Raw genomic sequence first — 14,409 nt, 5'->3', positions numbered from 1 at the left:
AACCAAACCCAACAATAACGGTTCAATGTTAGATTCAACTCACCACACCAATAAACACATCTTCCAAAGAAAACTCAATTTCTCTGTAGTTTTGCACTTTGACCCCAGCCTCTTGCAGCCAAGACTGAACTTGAGGGATCTGCAAGCGCGGTTCATCCAACACCGTATGCAAGCGCGAGCCGAAAATTGAGACTGAAGAACGTTTTAACTTTTGCTTCAACAAATCCGATGCTGTCTGCAAGGGTTCGCACTCCCATTCCACCAATCGCCCTGGTTGTTCCTGCTTGACTTGGCGTGGAGTTCCCTGTGCTACGAGTTCTCCTGCAACCATAAAACCCAAACGGTGACATTGTTCGGCTTCTTCTAAATAGTGAGTTGTAACCAATATTGCCATTCCTTCTCTCGCAAACTGGTTAATCCAACGCCAAAATTCTCTTCTTGCTAGGGGGTCAACGCCAGAGGTTGGCTCATCCAAAAACAAAACCTTTGGTTCGTGCATCACTGCTGCACCAAAAGCAACTCTCTGTTTCCAACCTCCGGGTAAATCGCGAGTTAGCTTTTCCTCTTGACCTACAAGGTCGCTGATTTGCAATACCCAATTTTTCTTGGCTTGTCGATAGCGGCGGGGAACACCATAAACACCACAATAAAATTCTAAATTTTGTCCAATAGTCAAATCATCATATAGCGTAAATTTTTGTGACATATAGCCAATTTTTTGCCGCACTGTTGTACTGCGTAATTGACCGATTTCTCCTGCTAAAGAAACTTTTCCAGAACTCGCAGGCAAGAAACCGCACAGCATTTTGATAACTGTTGTTTTCCCAGCACCATTTGCTCCTAAAAGACCAAAAACTTCACCGTATTTAATATTTAAATTGATATTTTTAACCGCGTGAAAATTACCAAAAACTTTATTTAAATCTTGTGCGCCAATGGCTGTTCCAGAAGACATTTCCTGGTGGAATATGCGAGGGAAATTGCTAGCAGGAACGCTCCCTTTTTGTTCCCGCAATCGAGCGACAAAAGTATTCTCAAGCGTCGGGGTATCAACAACAAAGTTTTCCCCCAGAATCTCTTCTCTTTCTAAAATAGACTGAATTCTCTGTTTGGTTTCTCCCGGTTCTGCTGTCAGCACATCCAAGCGATCGCCAAAACGCTGCACGTCAGAAATCATTCCTTGCAACTCAGGATTTTGACTCAGGATCTCGGCTGCTTTATCAAGTTCCGACACTGGCAAATACACTTCTAACCGTTTCATCCCCAAGCTAGCCTTAACGCGAGAAGGTGTATCGCACTGTTGAATTTTACCCTCATACATCAAAGCAATCCGCGAACAGCGTTCGGCTTCATCAAGGTAAGGAGTTGCAACAACCGTCGTCATCCCTTCCATTACAGCCAGTTCTGCAATAATGTCCCAAAATTCCCGTCGCGACACGGGATCGACACCTGTTGTCGGTTCATCTAGCAACAAAATTTTGGGTTGGTGAATCAGCGCACAGCACAAAGCCAGTTTTTGTTTCATCCCTCCGGAAAGGCGTCCGGCGAGACGATCTTTAAACTGGGCTAAATCCAGTAATTTGAGATAGCGATCGCTGCGGGTTTTTAATACGGCTTCACTGACTTCACGCAAACCTGCTGCATAACGTATGTTTTCCCAAATGCTCATGTCTTGGTATAAACTAAAGCGTTGGGTGAGATAGCCCATTTGCAAGCGCACATCCCACGGCTTGGAATTGAAGACTTCTACAATACCGCTTGTTTGCTCCATGACTCCAGAGAGAATCTGGAATGTAGTGGTTTTCCCCGCTCCATCGGGTCCTATGAGCCCAAAAATTTCGCTTTGATAAATGTCTAAGTTTATACCTGCTACTGCTTCTATGTGCTTGTTGTAGCAGTGGCGTAAATCCCGAATGGAGATGACAGGGGTGTTTGTTGGTTGAGTGGGATCTTTCATCTCCCTTGTCCCCCTTGTCCCTCCAAAATCCTCCCATCAGCTGGCATTCCCGGTTTTGCCAGTCCTTGGGAATTTTTAAGGGTAAGTTCTACTCCAAAGACTTGTGTAACTCTGTCTTTTTTAAAGTAAATATTTTCTGGTGTGAAGCTGGCTTTGGGATCTATGCGGGTGACTGTTGCTTTCAACGGTTGCTTGGGATATGTATCTAAATAAACCAGGCTGGGCTGACCTATTTTAACTTTTCCTATTTCTCCTTCAGGTATAAAGCCACGCAGGTAAAGATTATCTAGATTGACTATTGTCACGAGTGGCGCGCCGGCTGCAACAACTTCGCCTGCTTCTACCGAACGAGTAATGACGCTACCTGCTAGGGGGCTGTTGATTTTTAAGTAGTTTAAGTTTGCTTGCACTTGTGCTTGTGTGGCTTGAGCATCTTTGACTTCTTGTTGGGCTACGGCAATATCTGTACGGGCTTGGAAAATTTGTTTTTCTATTTGTAATGCAGCAGCCGCTCGTATCGGCGTGTTGCGAAGTGTTGCTTGGGCTTGGGTAAGGGTTCCTTGGGCTGACTGTACTTGTTGTCTGGCTGTGGCGACTCGGGCTCGGGCTACATTGAGAGCAGCATTGTCTTCATCTTTGCTCTGGGCTGAGACAGCGCCTTGACCGTATAAATAACTGGTTCTTTGTTGTTTTACCCGCGATAGTTCTAAATTCGCTTGGGCTTCTACAAGTTGCGATCGCGCTGCGGCTAGTGCGTTTTCTGCCTGTTCGACTCGACCCTGGCTTTCTTGTTTTGCTTGTTGTGTCGTAAGATTGGCTTGCTGGAGTTGGGCTTCCAAGACAGGTAATTGCTGGCGGGCTCTTTCTAGCCGTTCTTGTGCTGCACGAACGCGGGCTGCTGCTCCTTGAATTTGAGCGGTGAGTTCTGAATCATCGATTTGTACTAACAATTGACCGGGCTTAACAAAATCTCCTTCTCTCACCGCTACACTCGCAATTCGACCCCCTATTTTTGCTGATATATCTGTTTCATAACCCTCTATCCGCCCGCTTAAAAATAGACCTTCAGGTTCCGGTTGATAAATAAAAGTCCGATAAACCGTGTATCCCGCACCTGCAATCAGTGCGATCGCTCCTAATATCAAGACTGGTTTGGGAATATGCCGTCGGGGTTTTTGTGGAGAAGGTTGTGGTTGAGAAACTTGTATCTTATCTTCTACAGGGCTGACATTGGTGTCGCGATCGTCATGAATGGGTTCCGTTGGTGTTTGCGTCATAAAAACTTCCTCATATTTAAGACTTCAGCAGTAGAGTGGGTATTGCACAGCTTACTTGATTGACCGATTAATCAATATTGCGCTAAAAAAATTTATCTTGAAAAATGGGTGCTGTAGTTTCCGTTCGCGCCTGCTGTAGAGGGCGGTGTTTCAGGAGTTGCAAGCATGCCTTGCAAAAAGACCTCAACAGCCGTCGTCACCATAGTATCCAAGCTAATTTGCCGAGCATCGGGCTGTAGAAAAACCTCACGCGTAATGATATAGGCAAGAAACGAACCAACAAAACAACGGGCTGCTGCTGCTGAGTCCATTGGTTTGAAAACTCCCGCAGCCATTTGCTTGTCCAAGTAGCGAGTCAAAAAAGAGATGGAACGACTCGGTCCTATTTTGTTAATCATCTCAGCAACAGCAGGATGGCGAAACGCTTCTGAAAATAGCAATTTCATCATCGCTATAGACGTTGGATTATCCAAGACTGTCAGAAAAGCCTTAGCAAAGATGGTCAGCACAACCTTAGGAGGTTTGCTCATCATCTCTTCCTCGTTGTGAATTAGCAATTGCAGCACTGGTAGACGTTGTTCCACCACTTGCCGAAACAAATCAGCTTTATCCTTAAAGTAGTGGTATATCAAACCGGGCGAGCCAATTCCAGCCGCAGCAGCAATATCTTTATTGGTCGCCTTCTCAAAGCCCTTGTGGGAAAAGACTTGCAAAGCACCATCAATAATTTGCTGTCGCCGACCTTCAAAGTCTTGTTCGACACGTGGAGGCATAACTACAATTGATTGATTAGTCAATCAAACACTAACACATCTCAATCACGAAGATAAAAAAGTCAATTTTTCTTAATACCCATGTCTTTATCAATACCTTTGCCAATTTCTCAAAAGCCCTACAGACTGGAAGTCTGTGGCTATACAAACAAAGCCCACCTGCGTGGGCTAAAACCTAAAGCCCACGCAGGTGGGCTGCAAAGAGCAGTGCGTTGCGGAGAGCAGCACGTTGCAAAGAGCAGCGCCGTTCCCAGAGAAGTTGCGGCTTGGGGGAAACCCCCAAGCCGCAAACTTCGGAGGGTTCCCCCCCTTGAGGCGACTGCTCTGGGTTCCCCCGTTGAAGTGACTGCTCTGGGTTCGCCCCAACCCCACTTCGTGGGGACCCCAAAGCCCACGCAGGTGGGCTTTGTTTGTATAGCCGAGGCAGCGCGTTGCGGTGAATCCAGAGAAAGTAGGAGGGTTTCCCGCGCCCTGGGGACTGGTGAACCCGGAGGGGGGAACCCCCGTTGTAGCGCTTGCCGTCCACTCTTCTAGAGTGAGGGCGTTTTGGCAAAGGTATTGTTTGTGAAACGAGTTTAACGTATAAAATTGCAGCAGCATCTGTATTGCTCTGCTACCGGAACTTGAAAAAATGCCAAAAGCTAGGAGAAAGTTAGTATTAGACTATGGTGTAGCTGTATTAATCAGCTTGGTTGCATTAGCTCTCCGTTGGTTGTTACACCCACTTCTTGGGGACAACGCCCCTCTTCTAGGTCTGATTTTGGCAGTCACTGTAAGTTCTTGGTATGGGGGTTTTGGACCGGGTCTGCTAGCAACTGTCTTAAGTGCGCTTTTCGGTACATATTTCTTTATTCTACCGACATTTACCCTAAAAGTAGTTGATTCGATCGGAGTGGTTCGTATATGTATCTTCTTAGCAGAGGGGGCGCTTATTAGTTGGTTAAACGAGGAGTTAAGAGTTGCCAAGCACAAAGCTGAATTGACTGCACTCTCTTTACAGAAAAGTGAGGAACACAATCGGCTACTAATTGAAGGAGTCAAGGATTATGCAATTTTCATGTTAGATCCCAACGGGCTGATTGTAAGTTGGAACTCTGGAGCAGAACGCATTAAAGGATATTGCTCGGGAGAAATTTTGGGGAAACATTTTTCCATTTTCTATCCACCAGAAGAGATCGCACGCCAAAAACCCCAACAGGAATTGCAAATAGCGACAGCGGAAGGTCGGTATGAAGAAGAGGGTTTAAGACAACGAAAAGATGGCTCGTTCTTCTGGGCAAATGTTGTTATGACAGCATTACACGACGATTTGCAAAAGTTGCGGGGTTTTGTCAGCGTGACCCGAGACATAAGCGATCGCAAACAAGCAGAGGAACAGCTTCAAACTTCTCTCAAACAGTTATCTGATATCAAGTTTGCTCTAGATGAAGCCGCTATTTTAGCGGCGACCGATCGCCAAGGAAATATTACATATATAAATGATAAATTTTGCGAAATTTCCAAGTACTCTAGAGACGAACTGATCGGACAGAATCATCGCATTATCAATTCTGGTTACCATCCCAAAGAATTTTTTCAAAACCTTTGGTCAACTATTTCTAGCGGTCGAGTGTGGCATGGAGAAATCAAAAATAAAGCTAAAGATGGAACATTTTATTGGGTAGCAACTACAATTGTTCCATTTTTAAATAACGAAACGATCGAACAATATCTTGCCATTCGTTTTGATATCACCGAACGCAAGCAAGTCGAAGAAGCACTCCGCCGTTCTAGCGAACGATTGACAGGTTTATATGAAATTGACCGAGCTATTCTAGAAGCTAAATCTTCAGGAGATATTGTTCGAGAAGCACTCGTGCGAATGCAGCGTTTGGTACCCTGCAAGCGATCGCTGATTATTGTCTACAATTTTGAAAACAGCGAAGCTTACGCAATACCGGGAAGCGGTGCTGAGAATTTCCTTTCTCAACGAAGAGTTACCATACCGATTGACAACTTCATTTCTAATGAAGTTTTACAACAAGACATGACTCAGGGTGCAGAGTCCGTGACTGCAACAGGTCACGCTTCGCAGCAATTGTTAACTCCCCTTTTGGAAGAGAACGACACCTGCTTCAGAATACCTTTGCTTGTTGAAGGAGCGCTCGTTGGAGAACTCGCCCTGATTTTAAGTCAATCTACAGGATTAAACGCAGAGCATCAAGCAATTGCTTCTCAAGTCGCCAGACAGCTAGCGATCGCCTTGCAACAAGCCAATTTGCGAGAGCAACTGCAACACTATACCTTAGAACTAGAGGAACGCGTGACACAACGCACTTTGCAATTGCAGGAAGCTAATTCAGAACTCGAAGCATTTGCTTATTCTGTTGCTCACGATTTACGCGCTCCTTTGCGAAGCCAGCAAGGATTTTCCGAAGCACTTTCAGAAGACTATGCCGATATTTTAGATGCCAACGGTCGCGATTATATCGATCGCATTATGGCTTCTACCAAACGAATGGACGACCTCATTAGAGATCTATTAGCTTACAGTCGTCTCAGCCGTACCGATCTGCAACTTGCTACACTCAACTTGTCATTTATAATGACAGAAATATTAACTCAACTAGAAGCAGAGATTCAAGAGCGACACGCTCAAGTCATCGTAGAAAAACCACTGCCATCAGTCATAGGTCATCGCACTACCTTAATTCAAGTCATCATTAATTTAATTTCCAATGGCATCAAATTCGTACCTCTTAACAGACAAGCCACAGTACGGGTCTGGGCTGAAGAACGCGAGCGGTGGGTTCGCTTGTGGATAGAAGATAACGGTATTGGCATTGCACCCGAACATCAAGAACGCATTTTTCGAGTTTTTGAAAGGTTACACGGTGTTGAGGTTTATCCAGGGACTGGTATTGGACTGGCGATCGTGCGTAAAGGTATAGAACGCATGGGAGGACGAATTGGCATTGAGTCGGAGATAGATCGGGGCAGCCGATTTTGGGTAGAATTACTCTCTGCTAAGAAATAGGGACTGGGGACTGCTCTCGCTCCGGTGGCTCCGCCTCCGCTTTCATTCAACCTGAGTTCGATGAAGTCACCTCGAAGTTCACCCCTTTTTTAAGGGGGGTTAGGGGGGATCGAAACCCCAAGAATTCACTATATAAGACTTGTGTACACCACTGCATCCTTACCAAAAATCTGGGTTTAAAGCCCCGTCCTTCTAGGACGGCTTTTCTTCAATTTCCGAATTAACTCGCGAATCACATCGCTTTGAGTGCGATTTGTTTCTTTGCAATGCGCTACTAGTATCTCGTACTCTTCGTCTGAACACCGCACTGTTAATTTTTTCATGCCGTCATATTGCCGTCGATGGTGGTATAATAGTAGCATGAAAACATTGAAGTTTAAGTTGTACGAACACAAGCGCAATAAGTACCTCAAGCGGATGATTAACGCTTCTGGGGTAATTTACAATCATTGCATTGCCTTGCACAAACGATACTATCGTATGTGGGGTAAACACTTGAGTTGCACGAAACTTCAATCACACATTGCCAAGTTGCGGAAACGTAGTGAGTTTTGGCAGTCGGTAGGCTCTCAGGCAGTACAGGATATCTGTCAGCGCATTGAGAAGGCATACCAATTGTTTTTTAAGCACAACAAGAAGGGGGTTCGTCCACCGGGATTCAAGAAAGTCAAGAAATACAAATCGTTCACCCTAAAGCAAGCAGGGTACAAGTTTTTAGGTGGCAATAGAGTCAAGATTGGAAATCGAGTTTATCAATTTTGGAAGTCTAGAAGTTGGGAGGGAACGGTCAAAACACTAACCATCAAGCGCACACCTTTGGGTGAATTGTTTATGGTGGTTGTAGTTGACGGTGTAGTTGAACCAGAAATCAAATTCACGACTGGTAGAATAGCGGGATTTGATTTTGGCTTAAAGACGTTTCTCACTTGCTCTGATGGTTCGAGTATTGAATCTCCTCAATTTCTCAAACAGTCTCTCAGCACAATTAAAAAAGCTAGCAAACAGCATTCCAAAAAACTAAAAGGCTCATCCAACCGAGAAAGGGCCAGAAAAAATCTGGTACGCAAGTACGAGGATGTTTTAAACGCTAGACGCGATTGGTTTTGGCAACTAGCTCACAGTCTAACTAATAGGTTTGATGTGTTGTGTTTTGAAACGCTCAATCTCAAAGGAATGCAACGTCTTTGGGGGCGGAAAATATCAGACCTAGCTTTTGGAGAATTTCTACAAATTTTAGAGTGGATTGCCAAAAAGAAAGGCAATTCTGTCATATTTATAGATCGATGGTATCCGTCTACTAAAACTTGTTCTAGTTGTGGACACGTTCTAGAAAAGCTGGATTTGTCCGTCAGAGAGTGGCGCTGTCCGTCCTGTCAGTTAGTGAATGGGAGGGACGAAAATGCAGCTAAAAATATTTGTGCAGTTGGGGCATCAACTGTTGGGTTAGGTGATGTAAGACGGGCTGTGCCTGCAATCGCTGTCTGAGCCTAGAATCCCCACGCCTTTAGGCTGGGGAGTATGTCAAAAAGCCCTAGTGATTAGAAATCACGGCTATACAAACAAAGCCCCTTCGGGTTTGCCAGTTCCCTACGGCGGGAAACCCGCCTGCAGGACTGGACTCACCGCCTACGCGGACTAAATTATAAAGGGGTATAAGACGCGGACTTAGTCTGAGGTCTGTCGAACTCACATTCATTCAATTCCGTTCAATAATAGGACAAATAGTTTCTTCACCTTGTTCGGTTATTTTTTCCCAACCAGAAAGAAGCCCCTCCAACTCAGACTTTAAGAGAAATAATTGCTGAATTTGTTCATCAATAGCTGATAGCTTGTTTTTTAACTGAACTTTTATGCGATCGCAGGGCATAAACCCATCATCATGAACATCTAAAAACTCTTTAATTTCCAATAAAGTTAAACCCAGATTTTGAGCGCGTTTAATAAATTTTAACCGTGCCAAAACCTCAGAATTAAATAATCTAAATCCACCTTCAGTTCTACTTGAAGCATGAAGCAATCCAAGCTCTTCGTAATAGCGGATCGTTTTAATAGGAACGCCACTTTCTTTAGCAACTTCGCCTATTTGTTTTAGCGGTTCTTGAATTAACATACCTACCTTAACCTTCCTCTCCCCTTGCATGAGAGAGAATTACCATTTTCATTGTAAACCCTCCAGTAAGATGGAGAGTCAAGAGAACCACGAGTAATGCCCCCTGTTAATTCTGCAAAATTTTAGGGAAAGCTATTAACAGTAGCTTCTCCAACAGGTGGGGTTAAAGAAAGATGATGAACGATAAAAATGATAATAATGAAGAAACTCACTTAGAATTAGCCAATACAGACGCTAACTCTTTGGAGTATAAAGATATTTACCAACTGCTGGATATTCCGGCCATACAGAACGAGAATCTCCCTATATGGGCTTTGGAACAGTTAGACTCCAAGGAGCCGGACAACTACCCCTACAAATACGAGAAACTCAAACTCGAGCCCTCAAGAATGGGTCATTGGCTGGAATATGAAGAAACTGCAAGGCTAGAAAGATTAAAGTTACCTGCGGATAGCGATACCAACTTTAATCTCGATTTATTCAATTATTTTGAAGCCTAAAGCCAAGCGCGATCGTATTGAACGGGCCAAACTTTATCTTGCTTCAATTGCTTAGCCGCATGAGAGGGCCAATAAGGATTGCGTAAAAGTTCCCGTGCCAACAACACAATATCAGCTTGCCCGGTACGAACAATACAATCTGCTTGTTCGGGCGACGTGATTAAGCCTACAGCACCAGTAGGAATATTTGCCTCATGGCGAATTCTAGCCGCAAAGGGAGTTTGATAACCGGGACCGTAAGGGATTTTGGCATTTGTCAGAGTACCCCCACTCGAACAATCAATTAAATCAACTCCCAGCGATTTGAGTTTATCTGCAAGAGCAATACTTTGTTCAATGTCCCAACCATTTTCTGCCCAATCAGTTGCAGAAATTCGGACCCAAAGCGAGGAGTCCCCTTCAGGTAATACTTCTCGGACTCCACTAACAACTTCTCTGAGAAAACGGGTTCGATTTTCAAAACTACCCCCATATTCATCTTCTCTGTGATTGCTCAAAGGTGATAAAAACTGATGTAATAAATAGCCGTGGGCTGCATGAATTTCAATAACCTTAAACCCAGCTTCAACCGAACGTTTGGTTGCTTGTACAAAAGCGTCAGTCACTTGCTGGATTTCTTCAATGCTTAAGGGTTGTGGAACTGGGTGTTTATCACTAAAAGCAAGAGGACTGCTAGAAACTACAGGACGCCAACCGCCCACCGATTCATCTAGAATTTGTCCGCCTTCCCAAGGAGGTGCTGTACTCGCTTTTCTTCCAGCATGAGCGAGTTGGATACCAGCAATAGAACCCAAATTATGAATAAGTTGCACAATTTTTGCCAGAGGTTCAATATGCTTATCAGACCAAATGCCCAAATCTTGAGGACTAATGCGTCCTCGCGGTTCTACAGCCGCCGCTTCAGTCAAGACTAAACCTGCACCACCAGCCGCACGACTAGCTAAATGGACTAGATGCCAATCATTGGCATAACCATCAGTACTGGAATATTGACACATTGGAGCAACGGCGATGCGATTGCGAAAAGTCACCGAGCCAAGGGTAATCGATTCAAATAGATGTGACATGGGAAGTAGGAAGTAGGAATTATGAAGTATGAATTATGAATTATGAAGTAGGAGCTGTTTCATTCTTTTATAGTTTATCTTTCATCCTTTATACTTTGAGTGCGCGTTTTCCTAAAGACAAGCAAATAACATCGTTTTGTGGAGTATGGATGCGGCTGCACAGAACATCTCGATAATGGCGTTCTATCGGATTGTTTTTTGATAGTCCCGGATTGCCAATGAGTTCGAGTCCAATTTCTACAGCACGAATTGAGTGATTTGTCGTGAGGTATTTCACAGTTTGTGCTTGAGAACCTAGGGAACTGCTGGACTCGCCTCCATCAACTTCGGCTGCTAAACCATAGATAAGTCGCTGATTGGCGTAAAGTAAAGCTTCTATTTCACCAATTGCTATTTGAAAGCGGGGCAGAGTTGCCAAACTATCGCCTAAGTTAGCAGGCGATCGCTTGTTTAAATATTGTACCAACCAATCTCGTGCTGCTTTTGCTACTCCTTGATACAAAGCACTCAGTAACAAACTTCCACCTGTTAGTAAAAGAGGGTTGGGAGGTGACCAAGCCTGTACGGGACGGATATCCAAAGCATACTCTTCTGGGATAAAAACATTCTCCAATATTAGGTCATGGCTGCCAGTTGCACGCATTCCCAAGTGATCCCAAGTTTCTACAATACGCAGACCGGCAAGGTCGCGAGGAACTAAAAAGCTACCGACTTGCACATCTTTATCATCAGTTCTTGCCCAAACCACAAAATACCGCAAGATGGGACTGCCTGTGGTGTAAATTTTGTGACCTGAGAGCAACCAACCACCAGGCTGGCGTTGGGCAATTGTTGCAGGTAGTCCCCCTCGTGCTGGTGTTCCTAGTTCTGGTTCAACACGCGCCGCGTTGAGTAAGGCTATACCTTCAACAGATTCCCGACACAGTCTTTCATAGATAGCAGGATGCCATCGGCGAGAACTAGCTGCGTTAGCATATTGTAAATAATGCATTGTTAGCACCAGAGCCGTCGATGCATCTCCCCGAGCTATGGTTTCAATAACTTGGCAAATTGTGGAATAGCCCAAACCCCGACCACCAAATTCTAATGGAACAGTCAGACTTAAAAGCTGAGCTTTGTGGAGGGCTTCAAAGTTTTCAAAAGGAAATGTACTGTTGCGATCGTGTGTTGCGGCGCGAGTCGCAAAATCAGCTGCCAAAGCCTTTACGCGCTCCAATAAACTAGAAGTGGTTTCGGTTGGTGAGAAGCTTGAACTATCAAGGGTTAAGTTGAAATTTTTCATCTTTTATCCTTTCTTTCGCGACATTATGCGATCGCTTTAAACTTTTTTGTAGTTGCGTTAAGCGTTGTTGCCAATCGCACATTTTTCAACTTGAAAATAAAGCCTTGCATAGAAAAAACATTTATGGTAATTTTCTCTATACTGCTAAAATAGCATAATTTGATTGATATGCCGTATTTTAAAAGAATAATCGGCTAGTCAAAGTGTATTCTTAGTAGAATCTCTCATCTGTTTGGACAACACCAGTAAGCGGTTGATGTTTCCATTGACTTGGGGAGACGCTAATCTCCCCAAGAAATGGTTTCATAGAGTTTATAAGTTTTAGAGCCTTAACCATAAAGACGCCTTTTTCCCCCATCCAAACCCAAACCCCTAGCGGAGACTTTTTATGCCGGTAGAATTTATTGGCTTAATCCGGACTAAACCCGTATCAGAATTAGACGGACCTCCAGGAACAATTTCCGATAACATTATCGATCCAGCCTATGTTCGAGAATTTGCACAAGCTCACGAACAAGGTGATTTTGACCGAGTCTTAATAGGTTATAACTCCAGCAGCCCTGATGGCTTTGGTGTTGCTAGCTACGCCGCTTCATGGACTGAAAAATTAGGATTTTTGATTGCACACCGACCGGGTTTCGTTGCACCTACATTAGCAGCTCGCAAAGCAGCAACGCTAGACCATTTTACGGGTGGACGTATTGCCATCCACATCATTACCGGTGGAAATGACGCCGACCAACAACGTGATGGGGATTGGCTAGACCATGACAATCGCTATCGACGGACCGACGAATACTTAAACATAATCAAGCAAATATGGACGAGCGATATTCCCTTTGATTGGGAAGGTAAATTTTATCAAGTCAAAAAAGCTTTCTCGGATGTCAAACCCTTACAAAAGCCCCACATTCCTATTTATTTTGGCGGTGCATCTAAAGCAGCTGTTCCCATAGGTGCCAAACACGCAAATGTTTACGCTATGTGGGGCGAACCCATTGCAGCAATTAAGCAGCGGATTGCTGAAGTTAAAGCAGCACTACCGCCCGGAAAAACAATACGTTTCAGTGTTTCTTTACGTCCCATTCTTGGAACAACAGAAGAAAAGGCATGGGAAAGAGCAAAAGATATATTAGAAAGAGTCGTTGAATTACGTGGCGGGCAAAAAGTAACATCCTCAGCAAGACCGCAAGCTGTAGGATCGCAACGATTGCTAGATTTTGCAGCCCAAGGAGAAGTTTACGATAAGCGATTGTGGACGCCAATAGCAGCAGCTACTGGAGCTGCTGGTAATACGACTGCTCTAGTAGGAACACCCGAACAAGTTGCAGAAGCTTTAGTGGATTATTACGATGCTGGAGTCACAACCTTATTAATTCGAGGTTTTAACCCTTTACAAGATGCTATTGATTACGGACGTGAAGTCATACCTCTCGTTCGTGCGGAAATTGCCCGACGGGAGCATCACACTGTCAGTGTTGCTTAACATCTTTATCCTTAGAGGATGTTGGAAAAGTCTTTTCATCAGTAGCAAAACATTCAATATCCCTTTAAATACCCCGATAAATTGGTGAATTTTCAGAGTATTTTCCCCCCTTTTTAAGGGGGGAATTGGAATCAAATACTCCTGTTTTCAGGATGTTTCATATCTTTTCTAGAGAACTGTATACACCGTAGCCTTGGTAAGGGAGGACAGAGGGGGGTAATTTTTATACCTCACCAGGTTGAAATTTGCTGTAGTCCTTGCCTTGCGGACTTCGTTTGTATAGCCGCGATCTCCAATCACTAGGGCTTATCGGGGTTATTAAAACGGATTTGGTATCAAGTATTAATGAGCATTACAAATTTTTAAAAGTAAAATCTGCCACTGCCACGTTCATCACTAGTGTTCACACGATGCTCCCTGAAAATCTAAATTTTCTAATTCCATTTACAAGATAGAGAGAGAAAAACAGGAAAGCAAAATGTTAAAAATAATTATGACTTTTCGCGTCAGCAAATTTACTGTAACACTGTAGTTAAAATTAGAATTTCTATTTCTACCAATTGATACAAAGACTGCGATAGATAGTGAGAGAATGTTTGTAAAGTTCTAATTTAGACTCACGTTCTATCCAAAATAATATTGAGTTATTCAAGAGAAAATTTAATACTTAAGAAAAAAACCGCTCTTCCCTTATCCCTGATTCCTAACTCCCGCGATACTTATACCGAAACGGTATCACGTCTATGTTTTTTACCATTATTGATATCTAATTTGGTAGTTAACTGGGAAGAGGAGGTATTCTTTTTGTCATGTAATTCTTGAAGCAAGAATATATTTATATTAGTCATCTCACAATTAACATAAGTGCCAAAATGCCAAATGTAAAACGTAAAAATAGTGGGGTGGAGAGCATCGCCTTGCGCTGAGTCTGGGGAAAGCAC

The 14,409-nt window shown here is 43.8% G+C and carries 11 protein-coding genes; 4 read left to right on the top strand and 7 right to left on the bottom strand.

Translation table 11 applies throughout. The features are described from left to right. Window positions 1-34: 34 nt before the first annotated feature. From AB0756_RS20035 to AB0756_RS20025, 3 genes are all read right to left on the bottom strand, one after another. Window positions 35-1,957, bottom strand: a complete 1,923-nt coding sequence (locus AB0756_RS20035; protein ID WP_038085822.1) for an ATP-binding cassette domain-containing protein — start codon at window positions 1,955-1,957, stop codon at window positions 35-37. Then, window positions 1,954-3,234 (bottom strand): HlyD family secretion protein, encoded by a 1,281-nt coding sequence (locus AB0756_RS20030; RefSeq protein ID WP_038085826.1) that lies wholly within the window; start codon window positions 3,232-3,234, stop codon window positions 1,954-1,956. Before AB0756_RS20030 ends, AB0756_RS20035 begins: the two co-directional genes overlap by 4 nt. 92 nt (window positions 3,235-3,326) lie before the next feature. Next, on the bottom strand, window positions 3,327-4,007 hold the full coding sequence (locus AB0756_RS20025; RefSeq protein ID WP_038085829.1) for a TetR/AcrR family transcriptional regulator: 681 nt from the start codon (window positions 4,005-4,007) through the stop codon (window positions 3,327-3,329). 631 nt (window positions 4,008-4,638) lie between these two features. Between AB0756_RS20025 and AB0756_RS20020 the strand changes: the two genes are divergently transcribed. Next, window positions 4,639-7,023, top strand: a complete 2,385-nt coding sequence (locus AB0756_RS20020) for a PAS domain S-box protein (protein ID WP_167844793.1) — start codon at window positions 4,639-4,641, stop codon at window positions 7,021-7,023. Window positions 7,024-7,199: 176 nt separating this feature from the next. Here AB0756_RS20020 and AB0756_RS20015 read toward each other — a convergent pair whose 3' ends face one another. After that, a complete protein-coding gene (locus AB0756_RS20015; protein WP_237265861.1) occupies window positions 7,200-7,385 on the bottom strand; it encodes a ribbon-helix-helix domain-containing protein in 186 nt (61 codons plus the stop codon). Here AB0756_RS20015 and AB0756_RS20010 point away from each other — a divergent pair. Continuing rightward, a complete protein-coding gene (locus tag AB0756_RS20010; RefSeq protein WP_038081879.1) occupies window positions 7,384-8,508 on the top strand; it encodes an RNA-guided endonuclease InsQ/TnpB family protein in 1,125 nt (374 codons plus the stop codon). The genes AB0756_RS20015 and AB0756_RS20010 overlap by 2 nt on opposite strands. A 211-nt stretch (window positions 8,509-8,719) precedes the next feature. On the opposite strand, the gene AB0756_RS20005 is transcribed toward AB0756_RS20010, so the two are convergent. Further along, on the bottom strand, window positions 8,720-9,133 hold the full coding sequence (locus AB0756_RS20005; protein WP_038078391.1) for a heavy metal-responsive transcriptional regulator: 414 nt from the start codon (window positions 9,131-9,133) through the stop codon (window positions 8,720-8,722). A gap of 173 nt (window positions 9,134-9,306) precedes the next feature. Here AB0756_RS20005 and AB0756_RS20000 point away from each other — a divergent pair, with 173 nt between their 5' ends. Continuing rightward, window positions 9,307-9,633 carry a hypothetical protein gene (locus tag AB0756_RS20000; protein WP_038078360.1) on the top strand — a complete coding sequence of 109 codons (327 nt, stop codon included), beginning with the start codon at window positions 9,307-9,309 and terminating at the stop codon, window positions 9,631-9,633. Here AB0756_RS20000 and AB0756_RS19995 read toward each other — a convergent pair. Together AB0756_RS19995 and AB0756_RS19990 are read right to left on the bottom strand one after the other, a co-directional pair. After that, window positions 9,630-10,700: an NADH:flavin oxidoreductase/NADH oxidase gene (locus tag AB0756_RS19995; RefSeq protein ID WP_038078359.1), complete on the bottom strand. Its 1,071-nt coding sequence runs from the start codon at window positions 10,698-10,700 to the stop codon at window positions 9,630-9,632. The genes AB0756_RS20000 and AB0756_RS19995 overlap by 4 nt on opposite strands. An 88-nt stretch (window positions 10,701-10,788) precedes the next feature. Continuing rightward, the gene (locus tag AB0756_RS19990; protein WP_072040821.1) at window positions 10,789-11,982 is read right to left on the bottom strand and encodes an acyl-CoA dehydrogenase family protein; all 1,194 of its coding nucleotides are present in this window, start codon (window positions 11,980-11,982) and stop codon (window positions 10,789-10,791) included. Between the two features lie 388 nt (window positions 11,983-12,370). Between AB0756_RS19990 and AB0756_RS19985 the strand changes: the two genes are divergently transcribed. Further along, the gene (locus AB0756_RS19985; protein WP_038078356.1) at window positions 12,371-13,468 is read left to right on the top strand and encodes an LLM class flavin-dependent oxidoreductase; all 1,098 of its coding nucleotides are present in this window, start codon (window positions 12,371-12,373) and stop codon (window positions 13,466-13,468) included. Window positions 13,469-14,409 lie beyond the last annotated feature (941 nt).

It is taken from the genome of Tolypothrix campylonemoides VB511288_2, assembly GCF_045999855.1.
GTDB lineage: Bacteria > Cyanobacteriota > Cyanobacteriia > Cyanobacteriales > Nostocaceae > Scytonema > Scytonema bouteillei_A.
The sequence above is the reverse complement of the archived record's forward strand: the minus strand, read 5'-3'. Positions and strand labels throughout refer to the sequence as shown.

Bases quoted from the DNA above. Each gene is read 5' to 3' on its own strand.
- AB0756_RS20030 (WP_038085826.1), bottom strand. From the start codon at position 3,234: ATGACGCAAACACCAACGGAACCCATTCATGACGATCGCGACACCAAT.
- AB0756_RS20015 (WP_237265861.1), bottom strand. From the start codon at position 7,385: ATGCTACTATTATACCACCATCGACGGCAATATGACGGCATGAAAAAA.
- AB0756_RS19985 (WP_038078356.1), top strand. From the start codon at position 12,371: ATGCCGGTAGAATTTATTGGCTTAATCCGGACTAAACCCGTATCAGAA.
- AB0756_RS19990 (WP_072040821.1), bottom strand. From the start codon at position 11,982: ATGAAAAATTTCAACTTAACCCTTGATAGTTCAAGCTTCTCACCAACC.
- AB0756_RS20005 (WP_038078391.1), bottom strand. From the start codon at position 9,133: ATGTTAATTCAAGAACCGCTAAAACAAATAGGCGAAGTTGCTAAAGAA.
- AB0756_RS19995 (WP_038078359.1), bottom strand. From the start codon at position 10,700: ATGTCACATCTATTTGAATCGATTACCCTTGGCTCGGTGACTTTTCGC.
- AB0756_RS20000 (WP_038078360.1), top strand. From the start codon at position 9,307: ATGATGAACGATAAAAATGATAATAATGAAGAAACTCACTTAGAATTA.
- AB0756_RS20025 (WP_038085829.1), bottom strand. From the start codon at position 4,007: ATGCCTCCACGTGTCGAACAAGACTTTGAAGGTCGGCGACAGCAAATT.
- AB0756_RS20020 (WP_167844793.1), top strand. From the start codon at position 4,639: ATGCCAAAAGCTAGGAGAAAGTTAGTATTAGACTATGGTGTAGCTGTA.
- AB0756_RS20010 (WP_038081879.1), top strand. From the start codon at position 7,384: ATGAAAACATTGAAGTTTAAGTTGTACGAACACAAGCGCAATAAGTAC.
- AB0756_RS20035 (WP_038085822.1), bottom strand. From the start codon at position 1,957: ATGAAAGATCCCACTCAACCAACAAACACCCCTGTCATCTCCATTCGG.